At 73.8% G+C, this 23,104-nt stretch carries 23 protein-coding genes and 1 tRNA gene; 10 read left to right on the top strand and 14 right to left on the bottom strand.

The genetic code is table 11. The annotated features are described in order from the left end of the window. Positions 1 to 91 precede the first annotated feature (91 nt). A tRNA-Tyr gene (locus D7I47_RS07520) sits at positions 92 to 173 on the bottom strand. A gap of 141 nt (positions 174 to 314) precedes the next feature. Between D7I47_RS07520 and D7I47_RS07515 the strand changes: the two genes are divergently transcribed. Continuing rightward, entirely contained in the window at positions 315 to 1,322 is a 1,008-nt protein-coding gene (locus D7I47_RS07515) for a LacI family DNA-binding transcriptional regulator (protein WP_120762463.1), read from the top strand. A 7-nt stretch (positions 1,323 to 1,329) separates the two neighbouring features. On the opposite strand, the gene D7I47_RS07510 is transcribed toward D7I47_RS07515, so the two are convergent. Next, a complete protein-coding gene (locus tag D7I47_RS07510) occupies positions 1,330 to 2,100 on the bottom strand; it encodes a lysozyme family protein (protein ID WP_120762462.1) in 771 nt (256 codons plus the stop codon). Between the two features lie 22 nt (positions 2,101 to 2,122). Here D7I47_RS07510 and D7I47_RS07505 point away from each other — a divergent pair, with 22 nt between their 5' ends. The 5 genes from D7I47_RS07505 to D7I47_RS07485 are packed head-to-tail and all read left to right on the top strand — an operon-like array spanning position 2,123 to position 7,813. After that, a complete protein-coding gene (locus D7I47_RS07505) occupies positions 2,123 to 2,611 on the top strand; it encodes a YajQ family cyclic di-GMP-binding protein (protein WP_120762461.1) in 489 nt (162 codons plus the stop codon). 52 nt (positions 2,612 to 2,663) lie between these two features. Next, positions 2,664 to 3,275, top strand: coding sequence for an RNA polymerase sigma factor (locus tag D7I47_RS07500; protein WP_120762460.1), 612 nt, complete (start codon positions 2,664 to 2,666; stop codon positions 3,273 to 3,275). Continuing rightward, complete coding sequence (locus D7I47_RS07495) at positions 3,272 to 3,730, top strand: hypothetical protein (RefSeq protein ID WP_157981666.1); 459 nt, start codon at positions 3,272 to 3,274, stop codon at positions 3,728 to 3,730. The genes D7I47_RS07500 and D7I47_RS07495 overlap by 4 nt, the downstream gene beginning before the upstream one ends. 31 nt (positions 3,731 to 3,761) lie before the next feature. Next, a complete protein-coding gene (locus tag D7I47_RS07490; RefSeq protein ID WP_157981665.1) occupies positions 3,762 to 5,327 on the top strand; it encodes a S8 family peptidase in 1,566 nt (521 codons plus the stop codon). 5 nt (positions 5,328 to 5,332) lie between these two features. Beyond that, positions 5,333 to 7,813 (top strand): CHAT domain-containing protein, encoded by a 2,481-nt coding sequence (locus D7I47_RS07485; RefSeq protein ID WP_120762457.1) that lies wholly within the window; start codon positions 5,333 to 5,335, stop codon positions 7,811 to 7,813. On the opposite strand, the gene D7I47_RS07480 is transcribed toward D7I47_RS07485, so the two are convergent. Beyond that, positions 7,776 to 8,219, bottom strand: a complete 444-nt coding sequence (locus D7I47_RS07480; protein ID WP_120762456.1) for a hypothetical protein — start codon at positions 8,217 to 8,219, stop codon at positions 7,776 to 7,778. The genes D7I47_RS07485 and D7I47_RS07480 overlap by 38 nt on opposite strands. A 133-nt stretch (positions 8,220 to 8,352) precedes the next feature. On the opposite strand from D7I47_RS07480, the gene cls reads away from it, so the two are divergent. Next, positions 8,353 to 9,819 (top strand): cardiolipin synthase, encoded by a 1,467-nt coding sequence (gene cls, locus D7I47_RS07475; RefSeq protein ID WP_120762455.1) that lies wholly within the window; start codon positions 8,353 to 8,355, stop codon positions 9,817 to 9,819. Position 9,820: 1 nt separating this feature from the next. Here cls and D7I47_RS07470 read toward each other — a convergent pair whose 3' ends face one another. The 4 genes from D7I47_RS07470 to D7I47_RS07455 form a co-directional block, all read right to left on the bottom strand. Then, on the bottom strand, positions 9,821 to 10,612 hold the full coding sequence (locus D7I47_RS07470; protein WP_157981664.1) for a hypothetical protein: 792 nt from the start codon (positions 10,610 to 10,612) through the stop codon (positions 9,821 to 9,823). Positions 10,613 to 10,643: 31 nt separating this feature from the next. Continuing rightward, the gene (locus D7I47_RS07465; protein WP_120762453.1) at positions 10,644 to 11,990 is read right to left on the bottom strand and encodes an FAD-dependent oxidoreductase; all 1,347 of its coding nucleotides are present in this window, start codon (positions 11,988 to 11,990) and stop codon (positions 10,644 to 10,646) included. A 65-nt stretch (positions 11,991 to 12,055) separates the two neighbouring features. After that, positions 12,056 to 13,123 (bottom strand): polyprenyl synthetase family protein, encoded by a 1,068-nt coding sequence (locus tag D7I47_RS07460; RefSeq protein ID WP_120762452.1) that lies wholly within the window; start codon positions 13,121 to 13,123, stop codon positions 12,056 to 12,058. Positions 13,124 to 13,145: 22 nt separating this feature from the next. Beyond that, complete coding sequence (locus D7I47_RS07455; protein ID WP_227000515.1) at positions 13,146 to 13,901, bottom strand: class I SAM-dependent methyltransferase; 756 nt, start codon at positions 13,899 to 13,901, stop codon at positions 13,146 to 13,148. Positions 13,902 to 13,983: 82 nt separating this feature from the next. Here D7I47_RS07455 and D7I47_RS07450 point away from each other — a divergent pair, with 82 nt between their 5' ends. Further along, positions 13,984 to 15,234 carry an isochorismate synthase gene (locus D7I47_RS07450; protein WP_227000513.1) on the top strand — a complete coding sequence of 417 codons (1,251 nt, stop codon included), beginning with the start codon at positions 13,984 to 13,986 and terminating at the stop codon, positions 15,232 to 15,234. On the opposite strand, the gene D7I47_RS07445 is transcribed toward D7I47_RS07450, so the two are convergent. From D7I47_RS07445 to D7I47_RS07435, 3 genes are all read right to left on the bottom strand, one after another. Then, positions 15,231 to 16,055 (bottom strand): PPK2 family polyphosphate kinase, encoded by an 825-nt coding sequence (locus D7I47_RS07445; protein ID WP_120762450.1) that lies wholly within the window; start codon positions 16,053 to 16,055, stop codon positions 15,231 to 15,233. The genes D7I47_RS07450 and D7I47_RS07445 overlap by 4 nt on opposite strands. Positions 16,056 to 16,147: 92 nt before the next feature. After that, positions 16,148 to 17,806 (bottom strand): 2-succinyl-5-enolpyruvyl-6-hydroxy-3-cyclohexene-1-carboxylic-acid synthase, encoded by a 1,659-nt coding sequence (menD, locus tag D7I47_RS07440; RefSeq protein WP_120762449.1) that lies wholly within the window; start codon positions 17,804 to 17,806, stop codon positions 16,148 to 16,150. Then, positions 17,803 to 18,168, bottom strand: a complete 366-nt coding sequence (locus D7I47_RS07435) for a PLDc N-terminal domain-containing protein (protein ID WP_120762448.1) — start codon at positions 18,166 to 18,168, stop codon at positions 17,803 to 17,805. Before D7I47_RS07435 ends, menD begins: the two co-directional genes overlap by 4 nt. 83 nt (positions 18,169 to 18,251) lie before the next feature. On the opposite strand from D7I47_RS07435, the gene D7I47_RS07430 reads away from it, so the two are divergent. Then, a complete protein-coding gene (locus D7I47_RS07430) occupies positions 18,252 to 18,515 on the top strand; it encodes a DUF4229 domain-containing protein (protein ID WP_120762447.1) in 264 nt (87 codons plus the stop codon). A gap of 30 nt (positions 18,516 to 18,545) precedes the next feature. Here the strand turns inward: D7I47_RS07430 and D7I47_RS07425 are convergent, their stop codons facing one another. The 4 genes from D7I47_RS07425 to D7I47_RS07410 all read right to left on the bottom strand — a co-directional run bounded on the left by D7I47_RS07425 (position 18,546) and on the right by D7I47_RS07410 (position 22,008). Continuing rightward, positions 18,546 to 19,505 (bottom strand): 1,4-dihydroxy-2-naphthoate polyprenyltransferase, encoded by a 960-nt coding sequence (locus D7I47_RS07425; RefSeq protein WP_120763865.1) that lies wholly within the window; start codon positions 19,503 to 19,505, stop codon positions 18,546 to 18,548. 118 nt (positions 19,506 to 19,623) lie between these two features. Beyond that, positions 19,624 to 20,754 (bottom strand): AMP-binding protein, encoded by a 1,131-nt coding sequence (locus D7I47_RS07420; protein WP_193726421.1) that lies wholly within the window; start codon positions 20,752 to 20,754, stop codon positions 19,624 to 19,626. A gap of 4 nt (positions 20,755 to 20,758) precedes the next feature. Next, a complete protein-coding gene (locus D7I47_RS07415; protein ID WP_120762446.1) occupies positions 20,759 to 21,655 on the bottom strand; it encodes a 1,4-dihydroxy-2-naphthoyl-CoA synthase in 897 nt (298 codons plus the stop codon). After that, positions 21,652 to 22,008, bottom strand: a complete 357-nt coding sequence (locus D7I47_RS07410) for a hypothetical protein (RefSeq protein ID WP_120762445.1) — start codon at positions 22,006 to 22,008, stop codon at positions 21,652 to 21,654. The genes D7I47_RS07415 and D7I47_RS07410 overlap by 4 nt, the downstream gene beginning before the upstream one ends. A 51-nt stretch (positions 22,009 to 22,059) precedes the next feature. Between D7I47_RS07410 and D7I47_RS07405 the strand changes: the two genes are divergently transcribed. Further along, positions 22,060 to 23,061, top strand: coding sequence for an o-succinylbenzoate synthase (locus D7I47_RS07405; RefSeq protein WP_120762444.1), 1,002 nt, complete (start codon positions 22,060 to 22,062; stop codon positions 23,059 to 23,061). Positions 23,062 to 23,104 lie beyond the last annotated feature (43 nt).

The following is a 23,104-nucleotide window of genomic DNA, read 5'->3' as shown; positions in this document are numbered from 1 at the left end:
TTGACGAGCAAATGCTGGGGTTTTGTTGGGGATCGCCACCTCCGCGCACAGAATCCCCCAGAGATCCTTGGGTTCTGGGGGATTCGTTCCGTGGCGAGTGAGGGATTCGAACCCCCGAAGTCGTAGACGGCTGATTTACAGTCAGATCCCTTTGGCCACTTGGGTAACTCGCCAGGTGCGCGCCCGACCCGTGTGTTCACCAACCGGATGCGCCAGATAAGGATACAAGGTCGCGCGGGCGCCCGAGACCATGCCGGGTGCCGACGGCCCCGCTCGCTAGGATGCGAGGGTCCACGTCCAGCGCAGGAGGTCGCGTGCCCGGCATCCACGAGGTCGCCCGCCTCGCGGGCGTCTCCGCCGCGACGGTGTCGCGCGCGCTCTCGGGCCGCGGCTCCGTCTCGCCCGCCACGCGGGCGCGCGTGCAGGCGGCGGCGAACGAGCTCGGCTACGTCGTCTCCTCGAGCGCCTCGGGCCTCGCGACGGGCCGCACCCGCAACGTCGGCGTCGTCATCCCGTTCCTCAACCGCTGGTTCTACGGCGCCGTCGTCGAGGGGGCCGAGTCGGCGCTGCTCGAGCAGGGCTACGACCTCACCCTCTACAACCTGGGCGGCAGCGACGAGGAGCGCCGGCTGGTGTTCGAGCACTTCCTGCTGCGCAAGCGCGTGGATGCGGTGATCGCCGTGTCGCTCGAGCTCACCCCCGACGAGGTAAAGCGCCTCATCGACCTCGACAAGCCCATCGTCGGGGTCGGCGGCCCGCTGCCCGGGGTGCGCACCCTCAGCCTCGACGACGTCGAGCTCGGGCGCCTCGCCACCGAGCACCTCATCGCCCTCGGCCACACCGAGATCGCCCACATCGGCGGCGACGCCCTCGAGATGGACTTCCACCTGCCCACCAACCGTCGCCACGGCTACGTGGAGGCGATGGAGGCGGCCGGCCTGCACGCCCACGACCACCACTTCCACGCGGCCGACTTCACGATGGAGGGCGGCTACCGGGCGGCGAAGCAGCTGCTCGGCAACCCGGTGGGGCGTCCCAGCGCGATCTTCGCCGCATCCGACGAGATGGCGATCGGCGCGATCCTCGCCGCCAAGGACCTCGGCATGCACGTGCCGGGCGACGTGTCGATCATCGGCATCGACGACCACGAGCTCGCCGAGTTCTTCGGCCTCACCACGATCGCGCAGTTCCCCGACATGCAGGGCCGGATGGCGGTGGAGGTGCTCATGGACGAGCTGCACCCGGGCCACCGCGAGGCGGAGGAGCTCAACATCGACCTGCCGTTCGAGCTCGTGGTGCGCTCGTCGACCGCCCGCCGCTGAGCGGGGATCAGCCGACCGCGACCGCCTCGGCGTAGCGGGTCGCGTACTTCGCGACCGTGCCGAGGTAGACCTCGGGCGAGTTGTAGGAGCGGATGCCGGCCCGCCAGCCGTCCTCCGTGTCGAAGGCGGTGCTCGCGCGGCACAGGTAGTTGGCGGCGGCCATGACGGCGTCGTCGATGTTCTGCGGGTCCTCGACGCCGTCCGCGCCGCCGTCGGTGTGCCAGTTGCGCCACGCCTGCGGGATCAGCTGCATCGGCCCGACCGCGCGATCCGCCTCCGCGTCGCCGTCGATCTCGCCGCCGTCGCTGTCGGCGACGAGTGCCACGCCGTCGCCGTCGAGCGCCACCCCGAAGATGCCGGGCGTCGCGGTGCCGTTCCCGTCGAGGCGCGAGCCGCCGTGCCGGCCGTGGTCGGATTCGGTGGCCCCGATGCCCGCGAGGGTCGCCCAGCTGAGCCCGCACTCGGGCATCGCCTGCGCCTTCACGATCGCGGCGCCCGCGTAGGCGGCGAGCGCGCGGGCCGGGATGCCGGTCGCCTGCGCCGTCTCGGCGACCCACACGGCATCCGCGAGTCCCGCGATGCCGGGCACCTCGGGCGTGACGGCCGCGACCGGGGCGGGCGCGGGCGGGGCCCAGCTCGGCAGCGGCTCCTCGGCGACCGGCGCCCCGCCGGATGCGGTGCCGCGGGGGGCGAGGAACCACACGATCGTCAGCACGAGCACGCCCGTCACGGCCACCGCCGCGACGGCGAGGCCGATGATCCCGAGGCGGTCGCGCATGCTCCACGCCTACCATGTCCACATGGCAGATTCCTCATTCGACATCGTCAGCAAGGTCGACACGATGGAGACCCAGAACGCTCTCAGCCAGGCGCAGAAGGAGATCGCGCAGCGCTACGACTTCAAGAACGTGGGCGCCTCGATCGAGTTCTCGGGCGAGAAGATCCTCCTCAAGGCGAACGCCGAGGAGCGGGTCAAGGCGGTGCTCGAGGTGTTCGAGCAGAAGCTCATCAAGCGCGGCATCTCGCTGCGCTCGCTCGACGCGGGCGAGCCGTTCGCCTCCGGCAAGGAGTACCGCATCGAGGCGCGGATGAAGGAGGGCATCTCGAGCGAGGATGCGAAGAAGATCTCCAAGATCATCCGCGACGAGGCCCCGAAATCCGTCAAGAGCCAGATCCAGGGCGACGAGCTGCGCGTGCAGTCGAAGAGCCGCGACGACCTGCAGGCCGTGATCGCCCTCCTCAAGGGCAAGGACCTGGATGTGGCCCTCCAGTTCGTGAACTTCCGCTGATGTATCACCGGGGGGTTGTGGCCGCTCTTTGAGAGCGGTGAAGATTCAATCCATGAGCGACGGGGACACCGTCCGCAACCCCGGCCCCCCCGACCACGGCGAGGCCGACCCCCTGTGGGCGCGCGCCGGCGAGCTCTTCGAGGAGTGGCGTTCGGGGCGAGCGGGCCGCATCGACGGTCTCGTGCGCCTCGTCTCACCCGTGCTCTGGCACGTCGTGCGCGCCTACGGTCTCGGCCGTGAGGAAGCCGAGGACGTCATCCAGACCACCTGGCTCGCCCTCGTGCGCAGCCGCGACGGCATCCACGACCCCCGCACCGTCGTCGCGTGGCTCACGACCACCGCCCGCCGCGAGTCGTGGCGCGTGGTCAAGGCCGACAGCCGCGTCGACCCGGTCGACGACGAGGTGCTCGAGCGCGCGGGGGGCTCCTCCCCCGCGGCCGAGGCCACCGCCGAGCAGCACCTCGACGACGCCCGGCTCTGGCGCGCCGTCGACTCGCTCTCGGAGCGCTGCCGCCGCCTGCTGCGGGTGATCGCCTTCTCGGCGCGCCCCGACTACGTGCACCTCGCCGCCGAGCTGCAGATGCCGGTCGGCAGCATCGGCCCCACCCGCGGGCGCTGCCTCGACAAGCTCCGCGGGCTGCTCGACGAGAAGGAGGTCGGATGATGCCGAACCCGGACGACGCCCAGCTGTTCGCCTCCCTGCGCACCATGTGGGAGCGCCACGACCCGATGCCCGAGCACCTCGTCGAAGACGTGCTCGTGGCGCTCGAGACCCGGCACCTCGCCGAGGAGTACCGCGAGCTGCTGCTCATGTCGGATGCGCGCGAGCTGACGGGTGCGCGCGGCGAGGCGCCCCGCATCCTCGAGTTCGGCATCGAGACCGTGACGCTGCTGCTGCGCATCGACTCGGACGGCGACCGGCACCGCATCGACGGCTGGCTCGCGCCGCCGCGCACCGGTCGCGCCGCGCTCGAGCGGGACGGCGAGGTGGTCGCCGAGGCCGAGATCAGCCCCGAGGGCCGCTTCGAGTTCCCGGATGCGTCGGCCGGCTCATACCGGCTCGTCATCCGCTCCGTCGACGACGACGGCCACAGTGTGACCGGCGAGTTCATCGTCTAGCCGACGACCCACCCCCATGAGAGGACGTGCCATGACCCCCCGCGACGGAACGCCCGACTGGCGTCGACGTGCAGAGCGCGAACTGCCCCGAGGGGTGGTGCGCGTCGTCACGAAGGACGATGCGGCGCTCGACCCCGCGCTCTCGACCGCGTACGTGCCCTCGCGGCTGCTCGTGTCGACGCTGCTGCCGCCGGACGCCCCCACCCGGGTCGACCTCGACACGCTCGTGGCCGAGCTCGGCTGGGCGCTCGAGCCGGAGCGCGACCGCCGGCGCCCGCGCCTCGAGGAGCCGGACGAGGTGCGCAAGGAGCGCCTCACGCGCTACCCGTGGGCCGCCGGGACGCCCGGCACCGAGCGTTTCGTGCTGCGCAAGGCGCAGCCGGCCGCGCCGACACCGGATGCCTGGGACGTGCTGCGCGAGGCGCGCGCCCGCGGCATCGAGCTGCCGGGCGTCGGGCTGGAGCACGTCGGCTTCGTCGAGCCCTTCCACTCGACCGCGCCGTTCCATTCCACCGCCCCGTTCCACTCGACGGCCCCGTTCCACTCCACGGCGCCCTTCCACTCCACCGCCGCGAGCCCCGTCGCCGAGTACGACACGGTCGGCGGGGGCGGGCGCCAGGTGGTCGACTACGTCGGCCCCGATCCCGCCACGTCGGCCCGCAAGCCGGCAGGCGGGGCGGTCGTCGCCGTCCTCGACACCGGATGCGGCGCGCACCCCTGGCTCGACCCGGTCGTCGACCGCACCACCTTCGCCGGGGTCGGGCTCACCGACCCGGCCGACGACCCGGAGCGCCACCCCGACCAGCTGGGACCGCTCGACGGGATCATCGACTCCGGATCGGGTCACGGCACCTTCGTCTCCGGGCTCGTGCACCAGAAGGCCCCGCACGCCCGCATCGTCCCCATCCGGATCGCCGGATCCGACGGCGAGTGGGAGGAGCAGGACCTCGTCGACGCGCTCGTCGAGCTCGTGCAGCGGGTCGAGCAGGGCGAACGCATCGACGTGCTGAACCTCTCGCTCGGCTACTACCACGAGACCCCCGTGCGCAGTCAGTTCGACATCACCACCGCCGAGCTGCTGCTGCGCCTGCGCCGCGCCGGCACCGTCGTGGTCTGCTCGGCCGGCAACGAGTCCACCGACCGGCCGTTCTTCCCCGCCGCCTACGGCCCGTGGGATCCGGAACCCGCGGAGGGTTCGCCGTGGATCGACCCGGGCGACGGCGCCCCGCTCATCTCGGTGGGCGCGCGCAACCCCAACGGCACCGTGGCGCTGTTCAGCAACCTCGGGCCGTGGGTGCAGGTCTACGAGCGGGGCGCGGCGATCGTCAGCACCCTGCCCGTCGTCCGCGAGCGCGGGGCCGAGGCCTTCGCGGGCGGGGTGCAGGCGGCGGGCGCCGACCCCCTCGGGGGGCTGCAGCGCGAGACGATCGACCCCGACGACTTCACCGGCGGCTTCGGCATCTGGAGCGGCACCTCGTTCGCGGCGCCCGTCGTCGCGGGCCTCGTCGCGGCCGAGCTCCAGGCGGCCGCCGCCGAGCCGGGCATCGAACGCTCTCGCGACGCCTCCCGCAAGGTGCTCGACCGACTCCGAGGCTGAGGCCCGTGGCGGTGCGACTGACCCCGGCCGAGCTGTACGCGCGTGCGGTGGTGTCGGGCAACGCCGGTCGTCACGCCTCCGCGCGGCGCGACCTCGAGCGGGCGCTGGCGCGCGATCCGGATGCCGACACGGCGGCGCTCGTCTCCGGCTCGCTCGCCTACCTCGACTCCGAGCGCGGCTCCCCCGACGTGGCGATCGCGGGCATCGACCGCGCGCTCGAGGCGGAGGGGATCTCGCCGCAGACTCGCGCCGTGCTGGTCGGACAGCGGGGCCTCCTCGAGCTGCGCCGGGGCCGCGGCGACGCCGCCATCCGCGATCTGAGCGACGCGATCGACGAACTGCACGAGGTGCCGCTGAGCCTCGGCCGCGTGCTGCTCAACCGCGGGCTCGTCCGGCTCGACCGCGCCGAGGTCGACGCGGCCGAGCGGGACTTCGCGGCCGCCGCCGAGGCGTTCGCGCGGGCGGGCGAGACGGTGGAGGAGGCGAAGGCGCACAGCAACGCCGGCTACGCCGCGATGCTCCGCGGCGACCTCGCCGAGGCGATCCGCACCATGGACGCGGCCGCGCAGGTGCTCGGCGCCCTCTCCCCCGTCATGCAGGCCGTGTGCGACGGCGACCGCGCCGAGGCGCTGCTCGCCGCGGGGATGGCGGCGGATGCCGTGCCGCTGCTCCAGGAGGCCGCCCGCATCTACGGCGCCCGGCGCCTCCGCCAGACGCAGGCCGAGGCGGAGCTGCTGCTCGCCCGGGCGCTGCTGCTCGACCGACCCGCCGAGGCCGCCTCCACCGCGCTGCGCGCCGCCCGCCGCTTCCGCGCGCGCGGCAGTCAGAGCTGGGCGACGCGCGCCGACGCGGTCGTGGCGACGGGCCAGCTGCGCGCGGGCGCCGCATCCGCCGAGACCCGCCGCCGCGCCCGCGAGGCGGCGCACGAGCTCGACGCGCTGCACCGCCCCGAGGACGCCGCCCTGCTGCGGCTCGAGCTCGCCCTCGCCGAGGTGGCGGCCGGGCAGCTCGCCGCCGCGACGGCGACGCGCGCGTCCGCCCCCGCGGAGGCGGACGCCTCGATCGCGGTGCAGTTGCGCACCGCCGAGGTCGACGCCGAGCTCGCGCAGGCGCGCGGCGACGCGGAGGCCGTGCTCACGGCCGCCGCGCAGGGCATCGAGACCCTCACGACGTGGCAGTCGAGTCTCGGCAGCCTCGAGCTGAACGCGGGTGCGGCCGTGCACGGGCACCGGCTCGCGGTGCTCGGCATCCGGGCGGCGCTCGCCGACGGCGCCCCGCAGCGGGTGCTCGACTGGTCGGAGCGGGTGCGAACGATGAGCGGCAGCTTCGTGCCGCTGCGGCCGCCCGCCGACGACCGGGTGGCCGCGGCGCTCGTCGAGCTGCGCGAGCTGCGCCGCCTCGAGGTGGTGACACCGGAGGCGGCCGCCCGCGAGGCGCGCCTGCGCGACGAGGTGCGCCGCATCCACTGGGCGGATGCCGCCCGCGGCGCTGGCCCCGGCGGCACCGTCGCGCTGGCCGAGCTGCACGCCGCGCTCGCGGCCGACGACGCCGCGTTCGTGGCCCACCTGTGGGTGGGCGACCGCTTCGCGGCCCTCGTCGTGGCGCCCGGCGCCGCGCCCGAGGGCCGCATCGTCGACCTCGGCCCCGCCTCCCGCGTGCAGCAGCTGCTCGCGGGCCTGCTGGCCGACCTCGACGTCGCGGCTGCCGAGCTGCCCGCCGCGTTCCGGGCGAGCACGGATGCCGCGCTCGCGGCCCGCCTCGCGGCCCTCGACGAGCTGCTGCTCGCCCCGTTCGCACACGAGCTCGCCCGCACCTCGCGGCTCGTGCTGACGCCCGCGGGCGCCCTCGCGGGGATCCCGTGGCCGCTGCTGCCGGGCGCCGACGGCCGTCCGCTCGTGGTGGCGGAGTCGGCGGCCCGCTGGCTGGCGCTCCGCGGGGCACCTGGTGCCGTCGGCACCGCGGGGTTCGCCTCCGGCCCCGGGGTCGCGCGCGCCGACGCCGAGCTCGACGCGTCAGCCGCATCCTGGGCCCCCGACGCGCGCGTCGTGCGCCACGAGGCCGACGCCGCCGAGGTCACCGAGGTCGCCTCCCGCGTCGAGCTGCTGCACATCGCGGCGCACGGCCGCCACTCGGCCGAGCACCCGCTGTTCTCGGGCTTCGAGCTCGCCGACGGGCCGTGGTTCGGCTACGACATCGACCAGCTGGCGCGCGTGCCCGCCGTCGTCATCATGTCGGCGTGCGAGCTGGGCCGCTCCAGCAGCCGCTGGGGGCTCGAGGCGCTCGGCATGGCGCGCGCCTGGCTGCACGCGGGGACGCGCTCCGTGGTCGCGTCTCCTGCTGCCGTCGCCGACGTGGCGGCCTCCGAAGTGCTCCCGGCCGTCCATCGCGAGCTCGCGAGGGGGGCGGGGGTGGCGGACGCACTCAGCGCCGCCACGTCGGCGACGGGGTTCAGGACGCCGCTGCTGGTGCGCGGCGCAGGTTGGTGACCGCCGGGGGCTCGTCGGGCAGCACCGTCAGGCCGCCGAACCACCACCGACCGCCGTCGACCACGAGGTCGACGCCGGCCCGCGTGCAGTCCGGCACGAGGATCTCGACGAGCCGCTCGGCGCCGACGATCGTGCGCTCCGGCACGGGCTCGCCGAGCAGCATGTGGATGCGGTGGGCGCCGACCACCCGGCCGTCGAGCAGCACGAGCTGCACGACCCGCCCCTCCGGACCTCCGGCGCGGAGGGCGCCTTCGAGCAGGGCGTCCGGAGAGGCGAGGTCGTCCCAGCGCACCGGGGGGCAGTCGAGCCCGATCCGCGATGCGGCGAAGGCCGCCAGCATGGGATCCGGTGACCGGGGCGCGACGGCGGGTTTCGCGATGGTGATCGGTTCGTCGACGAGGGACATCTCGGCTCCTTCGGCTGGCTGTCGCGGTGTGCCCGCGATACCACTCAGGAGTGCGTCGCGCCGCGCCTGATACATCCGGGCGGATGCGGATTTCCGGCCCCCGCTCGGCGGCACCGGCTGCCAGACTGAGCCCATGGACGATCGCCTCACCGCCTGGCTGTCGCTCGCGATCGTCGTCCTGCTGATCCTCGTCGACCTGGCGGTGCGCATCACGGCCCTCATCGTCGTGCCGCGCAACCGCCGACCGCAGACCGCGATGGCCTGGCTGCTGGCGATCTTCTTCATCCCCTACGTCGGCATCCTGTTCTTCCTGCTGTTCGGCAGCGCCCGGCTGCCGAGGGGGCGCCGACGCAAGCAGCGCGAGATCGACGAGTACATCGTCGAGACCACGGAGGGAATCGAGCTCGTCGAGAAGGACCCGGCCTGGCCCCCGTGGCTGGAACCCCTCGTCGAGCTCAACCGCACGCTCGGTGCGATGCCGCTCGTCGGCGGCAACAGCGCGCGGATGTGGCAGGACAACCAGGCGTCCTTCGACGCCATGACGGAGGAGATCCGCCAGGCGAAGCGCGTCGTGCACGTCGAGTTCTACATCCTCTCGCTCGACGACACGACGCGGCCGTTCTTCGAGGCGCTCGCGGCGGCCCGCGCGCGGGGCGTCAAGGTGCGCGTGCTGCTCGACCACCTCGGCAACCTGCAGTACCCGGGCTACCGGCGCACCAAGCGGTTCCTGGATGCGGCGGGCATCGAGTGGCACCTCATGCTGCCGCTGCAGCCCCTCAAGGGGAAGTTCCAGCGCCCCGATCTGCGCAACCACCGCAAGCTGCTCGTGATCGACGGCACGGTCGCGTTCACCGGCTCGCTCAACGTCATCGAGACGCCGTACCAGCGCAAGAAGAACCACCGGCGGGGGCTGCACTGGAAGGACTACTGGGTGCGGTTCGAGGGCCCCGTGGTGGCGGGCATCGACGCGATCTTCGTGACCGACTGGTACTCGGAGACCGACGAGCTGCTCGTGCGCGAGGCGGCACCGATCCGCGCGGGCGACGGACACCTCGACTGCCAGGTGGTGCCGAGCGGCCCGGGCTTCTCGGTCGAGAACAACCTGCGGCTGTTCAACTCGCTCGTCTACAACGCGCAGAAGCGCATCATCCTGGTGAGCCCGTACTTCGTGCCCGACGACTCGATGCTGTACGCCGTGACGACGGCCGCGCAGTCGGGGCTGCACGTGGAGCTCTTCGTCTCCGAGATGGGCGACCAGTTCATGGTGTACCACGCGCAGCGCAGCTACTACGAGGCGCTGCTCAAGGCGGGCGTCAAGATCTACCTGTTCCCGAAGCCCACCATCCTGCACGCCAAGCACATGACCTTCGACGACGAGGTCGCCATCATCGGCTCCTCCAACATGGACATGCGCAGCTTCACGCTCGACCTGGAGATCTCGGTGATGATCCACGGCGAGCCGTTCCTCACCCAGCTGCGCGAGGTGGAGGACAGCTACCGGGCGGTCAGCCGCGAGCTCACGCTCGAGGAGTGGCGGCAACGCTCCTTCGGCATCCAGACCGTCGACAACCTCATGCGCCTGACGGCGGGGCTGCAGTAGTTCAGGAGCCCGAGACGACGCCGTCGCCGACGACCGTCAGCCGCAGCGATGCCCACCGCTCGGAGGACCGCTCGGAGAGCAGCGTCACGACCTCCTCGCTCACCTCCTCGCCCCCGAGTCCCTGCACGGTGAGGGTCGCCTCCGTCGCCGAGACGGCAGCGCCGGAGAGCGGGTACTGCTCGCCCAGCGCGACGAGGTCGGTCGCGAGCGCGGCGATCTCGTCGCCCGACGCGGACGCGAAGGTGACGTCGTCGCCGCCGACCGCGAACTCACCCGGGAACGCGGTGGCGCCGACGGCGAGCGCGCGGAGCACGTCCATCGCGTCCGTGTCGTCGAAGCGGAGCCGGCCGTCGTCGTGCAGCGTCGCGTCGACGGATCCCACGGCGACGCCGGCGATGTCCCGCGCGGCGACGTCGATCGCGGCGAGTTCGGCGACGTCGGGGCACGAGCCCTCGATGTCGAGCTGCGCCACCCGCACCGTGTCGGAGACCGCGTAGAGGCTCAACTGCACATCGGGCGTCGCGGGGAAACCGCAGGCCGTCTCGACGAGCTGCGCGAGCACCCCGTCGTCCGGGGTGAAGGTCACGTCGACGCTCGCGTGCACGAGGGCGGGAAGCGGCGTCGAGATGGCCACCTCGACCCCCTGCACGCCGTCGACCGCGCGGAGCCCCTCGGCGTAGCGCTCGATCCCGTCACGGCCCACCGACGAGCAGGCCGTCAGCGAGACCGCCGCGAGCGCCGCGACGAGCGACGCGGACAGGGCGGCCACGACAGGAGAGCGAGGGATCGTCACCTCCACATCCTGGCATAGCCGGATGCCACGATCAGTCGCGCGAGATGCGCACCATCTCGTCGCGCGGCACGACCTTGATGCGGGCGCGGCCCTCCGGCTCGCCGAGCGCGATCTCGTGCTCGTCGAGGCGGTGCCAGCCGTCGAGGTCGGTCCACGCGACCTCGCGCTCCGCGAGCAGCGCCGTCACCGCGTCCTCCTCGGGTGCGGTCGGGTTCCACCAGCTCGCCTGGTCCTTGACGAGGTGCGAGATGGTCTCCATGGCATCCGACTTGGTGTGCCCGATGAGCCCCACCGGCCCGCGCTTGATCCAGCCGGTCGCGTAGACGCCCGGGACCAGCTCGTTGTGGTGGTCGAGCACCTGGCCCTCGTGGTTGGGGATCACGCCGCGCTCGGCGTCGAAGGGGATGCCGGGCAGCGGCGAACCGAAGTAGCCGACCGCGCGGTAGATCGCCTGGATCGGCACCTCGCGGATCTCGCCCGTACCGCGCACACCGCCCCCGCCGTCCGGCTCGGTGCGCTCGTAGCGGAAGGCGGTGACGCCGTCCTCGTCGCCGACGACCTCGAGCGGCTTGGCGTAGAAGTGCAGGTGCAGTCGGCGCGACGCCTGACCGACCTCGCGCTGCCGCCACTGGTTCAGCACCTTGTCGATGACGAAGACCTGCTTGTTCGACTCGATGGCGCGCTTGCTGGCCTCGTCGTAGTCGAAGTCCTCGTCGTAGACGATCATGTCGACGTCGCGCAGCTCGCCGAGCTCACGCAGCTCGAGGGGCGTGAACTTCACCTGCATCGGCCCGCGGCGGCCGAAGACGTGCACGTCGGTGACGGGCGAGGCCACGAGCCCCTCGTAGACGTTCGCGGGGATCTCGGTGGGCAGCAGGTCCTCGGGGTGCTTCGCGAGGATGCGCGCCACATCCAGCGCCACGTTGCCGACGCCGACGACCGCCACCGACTCCGCCTCGAGCGGCCAGGTGCGCGGGTAGTCGGGGTGCCCGTCGTACCAGCTGACGAAGTCGGCGGCGCCGTAGCTGCCGGGCAGGTCGATGCCGGGGATGGCGAGCTCGGCGTCGTGGACCGCGCCCGTCGCGAAGATGACCGCGTGGTAGTGCTTCTTGAGGTCGTCGAGGGTGATGTCGCGGCCGTAGAGCACGTTGCCGAAGATGCGGATGTCGCCGCGGTCGAGCACCTCGCGCAGGGCCGTGATGATGCCCTTGATGCGCGGGTGATCGGGGGCCACGCCGTAGCGCACGAGACCGTAGGGGGCGGGCAGCTGCTCGAACAGGTCGATCGACACGTCGAAGGAGCGCTCGTACTTGAGCAGGATGTCGGCGGCGTAGATGCCGGCGGGACCTGCGCCCACGATGGCGAGGCGGAGCTTCATGCGGGGGTTCCTTCCTGTGCGCCGGAGGCGCGGGGGTGCACGGGGTTCGGGGATGCGGCGGGCGGTCAGCCGGACCGCTCGACGATCGCCTGGGCGAACCGGGTGAGCGACATCTTGACGGGCCCCTCGGGCAGCACGTCGAGCGCGGCGACCGCCTCGCCCGACCAGCGGTGCGCCTCGGCGAGCGTCGCCCGGGTGACCTCGTGGTCGCGCAGCTCGGCGACGGCGGCGGCGAACGCGGCCGGGTCGGCATCCGGGGCGGCGCCCGCCTCGAGCCGGGCCACGAGCGCGGCGGATGCCGCATCCGTCTCCGCCTCGCGGCGCAGGTACAGCAGGGGCAGGGTCGGCACGCCCGCACGCAGGTCGGTGCCGGCCGCCTTGCCGGTCTGCTCGATCGCGGAGGACAGGTCGATGACGTCGTCGATGAGCTGGAAGGCGACGCCGATCTTCTCGCCGAACTCCTCCACCGCGGGCCGGTAGGCCTCGTCGGCGTTCGAGAACACGACGCCGACGACGGCCGCGCAGGCGATGAGCGAGCCGGTCTTGTCGGACAGCACCTGCAGGTAGTGCTCGATGGGGTCGTCGCCCGCCTTCGGCCCGACCGTCTCGTGCAACTGGCCGAGGCACAGCCGCTCGAAGACGTCGGCCTGCAGGGTGAGGGCGCGCTCGCCGAGGCTCGCGATGAGCTTCGACGCGCGCGCGAAGAGCAGGTCGCCGGTGAGGATCGCGACCGAGTTGCCCCACACGGTCTGCGCGCTCGGCACCCCGCGACGCACCTTCGCGTCGTCCATGACGTCGTCGTGGTACAGCGAGGCGACGTGGGTGATCTCGACCGCCTGGGCGCCGCGGATGACGTCGTCGTTGATGCCCTCGCCGAGCTGGGCGGTGAGCAGCGCGAGCACGGGCCGCACCCGCTTGCCGCCCGCATCCAGCAGGTAGCGGCTCGTGGCGTCCGCGATGTCGTCGGCGAAGGCGAGCTGGGCCTCGAGCCCCTCCTCGACCTTCTCGAGGCCCGCCTCGATGGCGCGGGCGAAGCTGCGCTCCTCGCTCGAGGCGAAGAGGGCGTCGCCGAGCCCGAGCGAGGCGCCGAGGGTGCGCCGACGGCGGCGGGCGAGCGAAGAGGTCGGGGTCACGAGGTGGCCGTTCTGTGGGACGTCAGGTGGTGGTCTTCCGCGGGGCGCGGCGGCGGGCGGCGGAGGCGCGCACCGCCTCGTCGACGGGCTTGCGCCCGCGGTGCAGGGCGACGACGCCCCCCGTGAGGTTGCGGTGGGCGACGCGCGTGAACCCGACCCCGCGGATGCGGTGGCTGAGCGCCTGCTGGTCGGGCCACTGCTGGATCGACTCCACGAGGTAGCTGTACGCGTCGGGGTTGGTGCTCGAGAGCTTCGCGACGAGCGGCAGCGCGAGCTTGAGGTAGGTCTCGTAGCCGAGCCGCATGACCGGGTTGGTGGGGTGCGAGAACTCGCACACCACGAGCCGGCCGCCGGGCTTCAGCACCCGGTACATCTCGCCGAGGGCGACGATCGGGTCGGCGATGTTGCGCAGCCCGAAGCTGATGGTGACGGCGTCGAACTCCTCGTCGCCGAACGGCAGGCGCATGGCATCCGCCTCGACGAACTCGATGCTCGGCTGGCGACGGCGGCCCTCGGCGATCATGCCGGGCGAGAAGTCGACCGCGACGACGGTCGCGCCCGACCTGGCGATCGCGGCGGAGGAGGTGCCGGTGCCGGCCGCGACGTCGAGGATGCGCTCGCCCGGCTGCGGGTCGATGGCCTTCACGGTGGCGATGCGCCACAGGATCGCGTTGCCGACGGAGAGCAGATCGTTGGTGCGGTCGTAGCCGCGGGCGACATCGCTGAACATGCCGGACACCTCGTCCGGCCGCTTCTCCATGTCCGCCCTGTTCACCATCGGCCATCCTAGCCAGGCCGTATGCCGGGCGTCTGGGCCCTTCGTCCCCGCCGGTGCCGCACGGGCGTCCTAGGGTGGAGGGGTGAGCGAACCCGACGGCCCGGTGCCGCACCTCACGGCCCGCACCCGGGCCGTCGACCCGGTGACCTCACTGCTCCCGCTGCTGGACGCCCGGTCGCCGCTGCTGTTCATGCGCCGCGGAGAGGGCGTCGCGGGACTCGGCGAGGCGCTGCGGCTGAGCTTCACGGGACCGGACCGCATCGCCCGGGCCGCCGAGACGTGGCGCCGGATCGCGGCCGCGGCGCGCGTGGACGACCCGGTGCGCACCTCGGGCTCCGGGCTCATCGCCTTCGGCGCGTTCACCTTCGCCGACGACTCCGCCTTCGAGAACGTGCTCATCGTGCCGCGCACGATCATCGGCCGCCGCGACGGCGTCAGCTGGGTCACCGAGGTCTCGGTCGACGGCGACGAGACGCCCGCACCCGAGCTCGCGGCGACGCCGCTCGGCTCCGAGTTCCGGCTGTCGCTGCAGCCGGGCGCCGTGAGCCCCGAGCGCTACCTCGAGCTCGTCGCGGATGCCGTCTCCCGCATCCGCTCGGGCGGGCTGCGCAAGGTGGTCCTGGCCCGCGACCTCGTGGGGCATCTGCCGGAGGGCGGCGACCTGCGGCGCGTGCTCGTCGACCTCGCCCTCGGCTACCCGGACACCTGGACCTTCGCGATCGACGGCCACATCGGCTCGAGCCCCGAGACGCTCGTGCGCGTGAACCACGGCAAGGTGACCGCCCGGGTGCTCGCCGGCTCGATCGCGCGCGGCGCCGACGCGGAGGCCGACCACGCGGCGGCGCTGCGGCTCGCCACCTCCACGAAGGACCTCGACGAGCACCGCTACGCCGTGCAGAGCGTGCTCGACGCGCTCGGGCCGCACGCGCGCTCCGGCATCTCGGCGAGCGAGATCCCCTTCGCGCTCAAACTGCCGAACCTGTGGCACCTCGCCACCAACATCGAGGGCGCGCTCTCCGACGGCTCCTCGGCGCTCGACCTGGCCGCGGCGCTGCACCCGACGGCGGCCGTCGCGGGAACGCCGACCGCGAAGGCGCTCGAGGTGATCCGCGAGCTGGAACCGCTCGACCGCGGCCGCTACGGCGGGCCGGTCGGCTGGGTGGACGCGGCGGGCGACGGCAAGTGGGCGGTGTCGCTGCGCTCGGCCGAGATCGACGCGACCGGCGGCATCCGCGCCTTCGCGGGCGGCGGCATCCTCGCAGCCTCCGAGCCGGAGGTCGAGCTCGCCGAGACGAAGCTCAAGTTCCGCCCGATCGTGGAGGCCTTCGGCTAGACGCCGAGCGCCTGTTTTTGCTCCTCGACGTCGAAGTCGGCGGGCGGCCAGTCCTGCCCGAGCGAGCGCAGCGCATCCGTGAGCAGCTGGGCGACGCTGAGCCGGGCGAACCACTTGTGGTTCGCCGGGACCACGTGCCACGGGGCGATCTCGGTGTCGGTGCGCTCGAAGACGAGCTGGTAGGCGTCCTGGTACTGGTCCCACAGGGCGCGCTCGGCGAGGTCGCCCGGGTTGAACTTCCAGTACTTGTCGGGGCGCTCGAGCCGCTCGGCCAGCCGGTCGCGCTGCTCGTCGGCCGAGATGTGCAGCATGACCTTCACGATGACGGTGCCGGATGCGGCCACGCGCTCTTCGAACTCGTTGATGGCGCCGTAGCGGCGCTCGATCTCGGCGGCATCCGCGAGCTGACGCACGCGGCCGATCAGCACGTCCTCGTAGTGCGAGCGGTCGAAGACGCCGATCCGGCCGGGGCCGGGCAGCTCGCGCTCGACCCGCCACAGGAAGTCGTGGGCGAGCTCCTCGGGGGTCGGCTTCTTGAAGGCGTGGATGTGCACGCCCTGCGGGTCGACGGACCCCACGACGTGCCGCACGATGCCGCCCTTGCCGGCCGTGTCCATCGCCTGCAGCACGAGCAGCACGCTCCGCGGGTCGTGCTCGGTGTTGGCGAACAGCAGCTCCTGCAGGCCGCCGAGCGCCGCGGCACCCTTCGCGAGCGCCTTCTCGCCGTCGTCGCGGTCGCCGGAGAAGCCGGGCGTCGAGTCCGGGTCCACCTCCGCCAGACGGAATCCGGCACCCACCCGCAGCTCGTCGACGAAGCTCATGCGCACACGTTACCGATTCGTTCGGGAGGACGACACGCCGGATGCGGGGCTCGGGGCTGGGCGGGCACGGCGCGTCGTCCTCCCGAACGGAATCAGCGGGCGAGGGCGACCTCGACGAGCACGCGGCCGGCGGAGGGGGTGAGGGCGCCGTCGAGCTGGCCGCGCTCGGTCACGAGGCGGTGCTCCCAGCCGTAGGCGGATGCCAGGGCCGCGAGGTCGACGTGCTGGGGCGTGAGCAGCACGCGGTCGGCGAGCGCGGGATCCGCGGAGCGCGCCACCTCGAGGCCGTCGAAGATGGTGCCGCCGTGGTCGTTGCCGACGATGACCTGCAGGCGCGGCCAGGCCTCCCCCGCGCCGCCGAGCAGCGAGCCGACGTCGTGCAGCAGGGCGAGGTCGCCGAGCAGCACGCGCGCGACGCCGGGGCGGGTCTCGTCGCGCTGGGCGGCGAGCGCCACACCGGTCGCGGTCGCGATCGTGCCGTCGATGCCCGCGAGGCCGCGGTTGGCGTGCACGCGGATGCGCTTGCCGGGGGCCACCCGGTCGAGCTCGCGGATGAGGCGCGAGGCCCCCACGACGAGCCGGTCGTGCGGCCAGGTGGCGTTCCACACGGCGAGCGCGAGCTCGCGGCGGGTGACGGGCGCCCGCATCCGGCCGAGCTGCTCGCGCGCGAACGCCGCGCGCTCCGCGTAGTCGGTGCCGATCGAGGCGACCGAGCCCTCGTCCTCCTCGAGCAGGCCGCGGGAGGCGTGCACCCAGCGCCGCGCCCACGCGGGGTCGGGCTCGACCGCGGTCTCGACGACGACCCGGTCGACGATGCGCGCCGCACGTCGGCCCGGGTTGTAGGCGTCGAGGCCCGCGCCGCGCACGACGATCGTCTCGACCCCGCGGCGCTCGATGAGGGCCGGCACCTCGCGGCTGAGCGTCGGGTGCCCGAACACCACGACCCGCTCGACGCGGTCGCCGAAGCCCGCGGCACCCAGCAACTCGCGGTAGGCGGCGACGAGGTTCGGGCCGAAGCGGGCGCCGCTCGACACCTCGGCGAGCAGCGGGGCGCCGAGCTCGCGCGCGACCCGCTCGGCGTCCTCGCCGGCATCCGCCCCCGCGACGACGACCGTTCCCGGGCGCGGGGCGAGCGTCAGCGTCTCGCCCTCGGGTCGCGCGGTCGGCGTCCAGTCGCCCGGCTCCAGCTCGGGCAGCCGCACGGCCGACGACAGCGGCTCGCGGAACGCGAGGTTCACGTGGCGGGGGCCGCGGATGCCGTCGAGCACCTCCGCGGCGAGCGCATCCGCCGCCTGCTCCTCGCCCGGGTCGCCGGCGGGCGCCGGCACGTCCCAGGAGTGCGGGGCGACGTCGCCGAAGATGCCCGCCTGCCGCGTGGTCTGGTTGGCGCCCACCCCGCGCAGCTCCTCCGGCCGGTCGGCGCTCACCACGAGCAGCGGCACGCCCGCGTGGGCGGCCTCGAGCACCGCGGGGTGCAGGTTGCCGACCGCCGTGCCCGAGGTGGTCACGACGACCGCGGGAACGCCCGACTCGACCGCGAGGCCGAGCGCGAGGAAGCCGGCCGAGCGCTCGTCGATGCGCACGTGCAGGTGCACGAGCCCTGCCTGCTCGAACCGCGCGGCCGCGAGCGCGAGCGCCTGCGAGCGCGAGCCCGGGCACACCACGACATCGCTCACCCCGCGCCGCACGAGTCCCGCGAGCAGGGCGGTGGCGTAGACGCTCGCCGGCGCCTCGGCCGCGGGCGGCGTCACCGCTGCGACTTCGGGGTGTCGTCGTCGGGCGTCTCGTGGTCGAGGTCCGACAGCCGCTGCTCGAGGTCGCGGATGCGCTGCTCCTGCTCCTTCTCGCGGGCGATGCGCCGCAGGAACTCGGGGTCGTCGTCGGGGGCCACCGGCTCGCGGTAGCGACCGTGGTTGCGCGGCTCGAGGCGCTCCCGGCCGAGCGCGAACCACAGGATCGGCCCGATGATGATGATCGCGATGATGATGACCGCCCACAGCCCCTTGGGCAGCGAGCGCACCCGCGAGGGGTCGATGCGGATCAGGTCGACGATCGCCGCCACCAGCAGCACCACCGTGAGGATGAGCGGCAGGTAGCGCAGCAGAGCGGCCATGCCCCGATTCTAGGCCGCCGCGGCCGGGTGCGGCCCGGGGGCGACCCGGCGGGGGCCCAGCCGCGCGCGCCTATGATGGCCGGGTGCCCGCCTGGATCCCGTACACGCTGCTGCGCATCGCCCTCTTCGGGGGCACCTTCGCACTGCTGTACCTGCTGAACGTCTGGTACTGGCTCGCCGCGATCGTGGCGGCCGTCGTCGGCCTCACGGTGTCGTACATCTTCTTCCCGACGCTGCGCACCCGCGTCGCGACGGAGCTCGCCGAGAGCCGCGCCCGGCGCGCCGAGGCGTCCCCGGCATCCGCCGACGACCGCGGGGTCGACGAGCGCGCCGAAGACGCCGACTGAGCCCGCGATCCGGGCAGCCCGCCGTCCGCGTCAGCTGACGAGCCCGGCGCCCGCGTCGACCCAGAAGGCGAGCGCCGCGGCGAGACCCACGCAGAAGGCGAGCGAGGTGAGCAGCGTGACCTTGAGGGCCGTGACGTACTCGGCCGCGCGGCGTGCCGTCGCCACGATGAGCACCGCGGGCACGGCCGCGAGCAGCGCGAAGTACACGTAGACGGCGAGGTCGTAGAAGATCACGTAGAAGGCGAGGATGCCGAAGGGCGCGAGCACGAACACCCCGAAGAGGATGCGCGAGCCGACGTCGCCGATGCGCACGGCGAGGGTGCGCTTGCCCACCAGGCGGTCCTGCTCGCGGTCGCGCAGGTTGTTGACGTGCAGCACCGCCATCGCGAAGAGGCCCGCGCACACGCCGCCGAGCCACGACTCGATGTTGACGGTGCCGATCTGCACGAAGGTGGTGCCGGCCGTCGCGACGACGCCGAAGAACACGAAGACGGCCAGCTCGCCGAGGCCCGCGTAGCCGTAGGGGCGCCTGCCGCCCGTGTAGAACCAGGCCGCCGCGATCGCGACGACGCCGACGGCGAGCAGCCACCAGTGCTGGGTGAGGATGACGAGCGCGAGGCCCGCGACCGCCGCGAGTCCGAAGAACACGAGGGCGGCGATGAGCACGTGGCGCGGCTTCGCACGGCCCGAGCCGACGAGGCGCGCCGGGCCCACGCGGTGGGCGTCGGTGCCGCGCACGCCGTCCGAGTAGTCGTTGGCGTAGTTGACGCCGAGCTGCAGCAGCCCCGCGACCGCGAGGCACAGCAGGGCGCGCACCCAGTGGTCGTACCAGACGTTCATGACGAGCGCGGCGGCGCCCGTGCCGAGGGCGACGGGGCCGATCGCGAGGGCGAGCGTCGCGGGACGCGCGGCGGCGATCCAGGTGCCGAGGGTGGCGGGGCGTGCCTCGGCCGGCGGCCGACCGCCCGGGCGACCGCTCCTGCCCTGCACCTTCTTGCCCTTGCCCCCGGGCTTCGCACCCGCGCCGCGGGCGGTGCCGGGAGCCGTGCCCTTGGCACGCTCGAGGGCCTTCGGATCGAACCGTTGCTGCTTCGCCACGAAGGGAAGCCTAGTCAGCGGCGGATGCGAGGATGCGCAGGGCGACGCGGTCGGGCTTGCCGCTCGGCAGCACGGGCAGCGCGGCGACGCGGACGACCCGCTCGGGTCGGGCGGCGGGCCCGAGTCCGGCGGCCACCGCGGCGAGCGCCGCCGCGTCGTCCGCCTCCGCCCCCGCGGCAACCGCGACCGGCCGCTCGCCCCAGCGCGCATCAGGCACCGCCACGACCACCACCTGCGCGAACCCGGGATGCGCGCGCAGCGCCTCCTCGATGCGCCCGAGCGCCACCTTCACGCCTCCCGAGACGATCACGTCGTCGCGGCGTCCGAGCACGCGCAGCGTCGCGCCGTCCCACTCCCCCGCATCCGCGGTGCGGAACCAGCGCACACCTTCCGCGACCACGAAGCGCTCCGCGGTGAGCGCCGCGTCGTCCAGGTAGCCGTCGGCGAGCGAGGGGCCGGCGAGCTGCACCTCGCCGTCCTCCACCCGCACGCGCGTCGCCCCGATCGGGCGGCCGTCGTAGACGCAGCCGCCGCTCGTCTCGCTCGAGCCGTAGCTGCGCACCACGCGGATGCTGCCCTCCGCCGCGCGCTCGAGGAGCGTCGCCGGGGTGGCCTGGCCGCCCACGAGCACCGCCTGGAAGCCGCGCAGCACGGCGCGCGCCTCGGCGTCGTCGAGCAGGGTCGCCAACTGGGCGGGCACGAGCGCCGTCGCGTGCGGCAGCTCGGGCGCGAGGCGGGCCGCCGCCGCGCGGAAGCCCGCCGCCGTGAAGGGGCCCGCGTCGACCGCCACCGGCGCCGTCTCGGCGCACAGCGAACGCGCCAGCACGTTGAGTCCCGCGATGTAGTGCACGGGCAGCGCGAGCACCCACTGCGCGGGGCCGCCGAGCGCCGACTCGCTCGCCGCGGCCGAGGCGAGCACGGCATCCGCGGGCAGCACGACGCGCTTGGGGCGGCCCGTCGTGCCGCTCGTCTCCACGACGAGACCCACGTGCCGGGCCACCTCCGCGGGCGGCGGGGCGGCGTCCGCACCCGGCGCGCCGGAGGAGACGAAGAGCGCCGGTCCGCCCGCGAACGCGGCGCGCAGCGCCTCGAGCACGGCGCCGGGCCCCGCGGCCGCGGGAAGCTGCGCGAGCGGCCTCATCGGCTCAGAAGTGCCAGGGGTAGGGGCCCCAGTCGGGGTCGCGCTTCTCGAGGAACGCGTCGCGCCCCTCGGCCGCCTCGTCGGTGCCGTAGGCGAGCCGGGTGGCCTCGCCTGCGAACACCTGCTGACCCACCATCCCGTCGTCGACCGCGTTCATGGCGAACTTGAGCATGCGGATCGCGGTGGGGCTCTTGCCGAGGATCGTCTCGGCCCACGCGAGCCCGGTCGTCTCGAGCTCCGCGTGCGGCACGACGGCGTTCACCGCGCCCATCTCGTGCGCACGCCGGGCGTCGTACTCCTCGGCGAGGAAGAACACCTCGCGCGCGAACTTCTGCCCCACCTGCCGGGCGAAGTAGGCCGAGCCGTAACCGGCGTCGAAGGAGCCGACGTCGGCATCCGTCTGCTTGAAGCGGGCGTGCTCCCGGCTCGCGATCGTCAGGTCGCACACGACGTGCAGCGAGTGGCCGCCGCCCGCCGCCCAGCCGGGCACGAGCGCGATGACGACCTTCGGCATGAAGCGGATGAGCCGCTGCACCTCGAGGATGTGCAGACGTCCGGATCTCGACACCCCGCCTTCGGCGGAGGGGGCGTACTCGTACCCGTTCCTCCCCCGGATGCGCTGGTCGCCTCCCGAGCTGAACGCCCAGCCGCCGTCCTTCGGGCTCGGGCCGTTGCCGGTGAGCAGCACGACCCCCACCTTCGGGTTCTGCCGCGCGTCGTCGAGGGCGCGGGCCAGCTCGTCGACCGTCTGGGGACGGAAGGCGTTGCGCACCTCCGGGCGGTCGAAGGCGACCCGCGCGATCCGACCGGATGCGTCGAGGTGGTAGGTGATGTCCTCGAGGTCGTCGAAGCCCGGGACCTCGCGCCACACCTCGGGGTCGAACAGCTCCGAGACGGTCACAGCACCCCCATGAGGCCGAGCAGGTAGGTGAGCACGACGGGGTTCAGCAGCACGCCGACCGCGATCGCCGCGACCCCCCAGCCGCGACCCCAGTTGAAGATCACCGCGACGGCACCCGCCACCACGGCGATGCCGCTCAGCAGCACCGCCGAGATGCTGAGCCCCACACCGAGCTCGAAGAGCCCGGTCGACAGCAGCACGAGGCCGAGCGCCCAGCTGAGCACCATGAGGATCGCGATGCCGCCCGCGAGCGCACCGGGCCAGCGGGGACGCCGCCGGTGCCGTTCGGGGGCGGGCCCGTCGTCGACGACCGCGTCCTGCGGCGCGTCGAAGATCTGCAGCCCATCGCTCACGGTCCCACCCTAGGGGCTCGGGCTGAGGTCCCGGCAGGGCAGACTGGTCGCATGATCCCCGAGCCGGACGAGCTGCTCGCGGGGGCGCACACGGTGCGGCTCCCCCTCGCGACCCGGTTCCGCGGCGTGACGGAGCGCGAGGCGCTGCTGCTGCACGGGCCGAACGGTTGGGCCGAGTTCTCGCCGTTCCTCGAGTACGACGACGCGGAGGCGGCGGCCTGGCTCGCGGCGGCGATCGAGGCCGGCTGGGGTGAGCCGCCCGCGGCGCGGCGCGACCGCATCCCGGTGAACGCGACCCTGCCGACGGTGCCGGTGGACCGCATCCGCGAGGTGCTCGAACGCTTCGGCGCGGTGCGCACCGTCAAGGTGAAGGTGGCGGATGCCGCCGAGGGCCTCGACGCGGATGTCGCCCGCGTGCGCGAGGTGCGTCGGCTGCTGGGGCCGGAGGCGCGCATCCGGGTGGACGCGAACGGGGCCTGGAACGTCGACCAGGCGGAACGTGCCGCGCACGCGCTCGCGCCGTTCGACCTCGAATACCTCGAGCAGCCCTGCGCGAGCGTCGGCGAGCTCGCCGAGCTGCGCGGGCGGCTGCACGACTGGCAGCTGCCGATCGCCGCCGACGAGTCGGTGCGCAAGGCCGACGACCCCCTCGCGGTGGCGCGGGCGGGCGCCGCCGACCTGCTCGTCGTGAAGGTGCAGCCGCTGGGCGGCGTCGCCCGGGCGCTGCGGATCGTCGCCGAGGCGGGCCTGCCGGCGGTCGTCTCGAGCGCCCTCGACACCTCGGTCGGGCTCGCGATGGGGGCCCGCCTCGCCGCCGCCCTCCCCGAGCTCGACTTCGACTGCGGCCTCGGCACGGCGGCCCTGCTCACCGCCGACGTCACCCGCGAGCCGCTCACCCCCGCCGACGGCGCGATCCCCGTGCGGCCGGTGGAACCGGATGCCGCGCTGCTCCGCGCGCACGCCGCACCCCCCGACCGCGCCACGTGGTGGCACGCCCGCCTCCGCCGGGCCCACGCCCTGCTCCCGGGTTCCGCGCCTCCGCGGGTTGAGTAGCCCACCCGCCCCCGCGGGTTGAGGAACCCACCCTCTCCCGCGG

This window comes from Protaetiibacter intestinalis, assembly GCF_003627075.1.
In the GTDB taxonomy this organism is placed as follows: domain Bacteria; phylum Actinomycetota; class Actinomycetes; order Actinomycetales; family Microbacteriaceae; genus Homoserinibacter; species Homoserinibacter intestinalis.
This window is presented reverse-complemented; position numbering and strand designations above follow the sequence as displayed.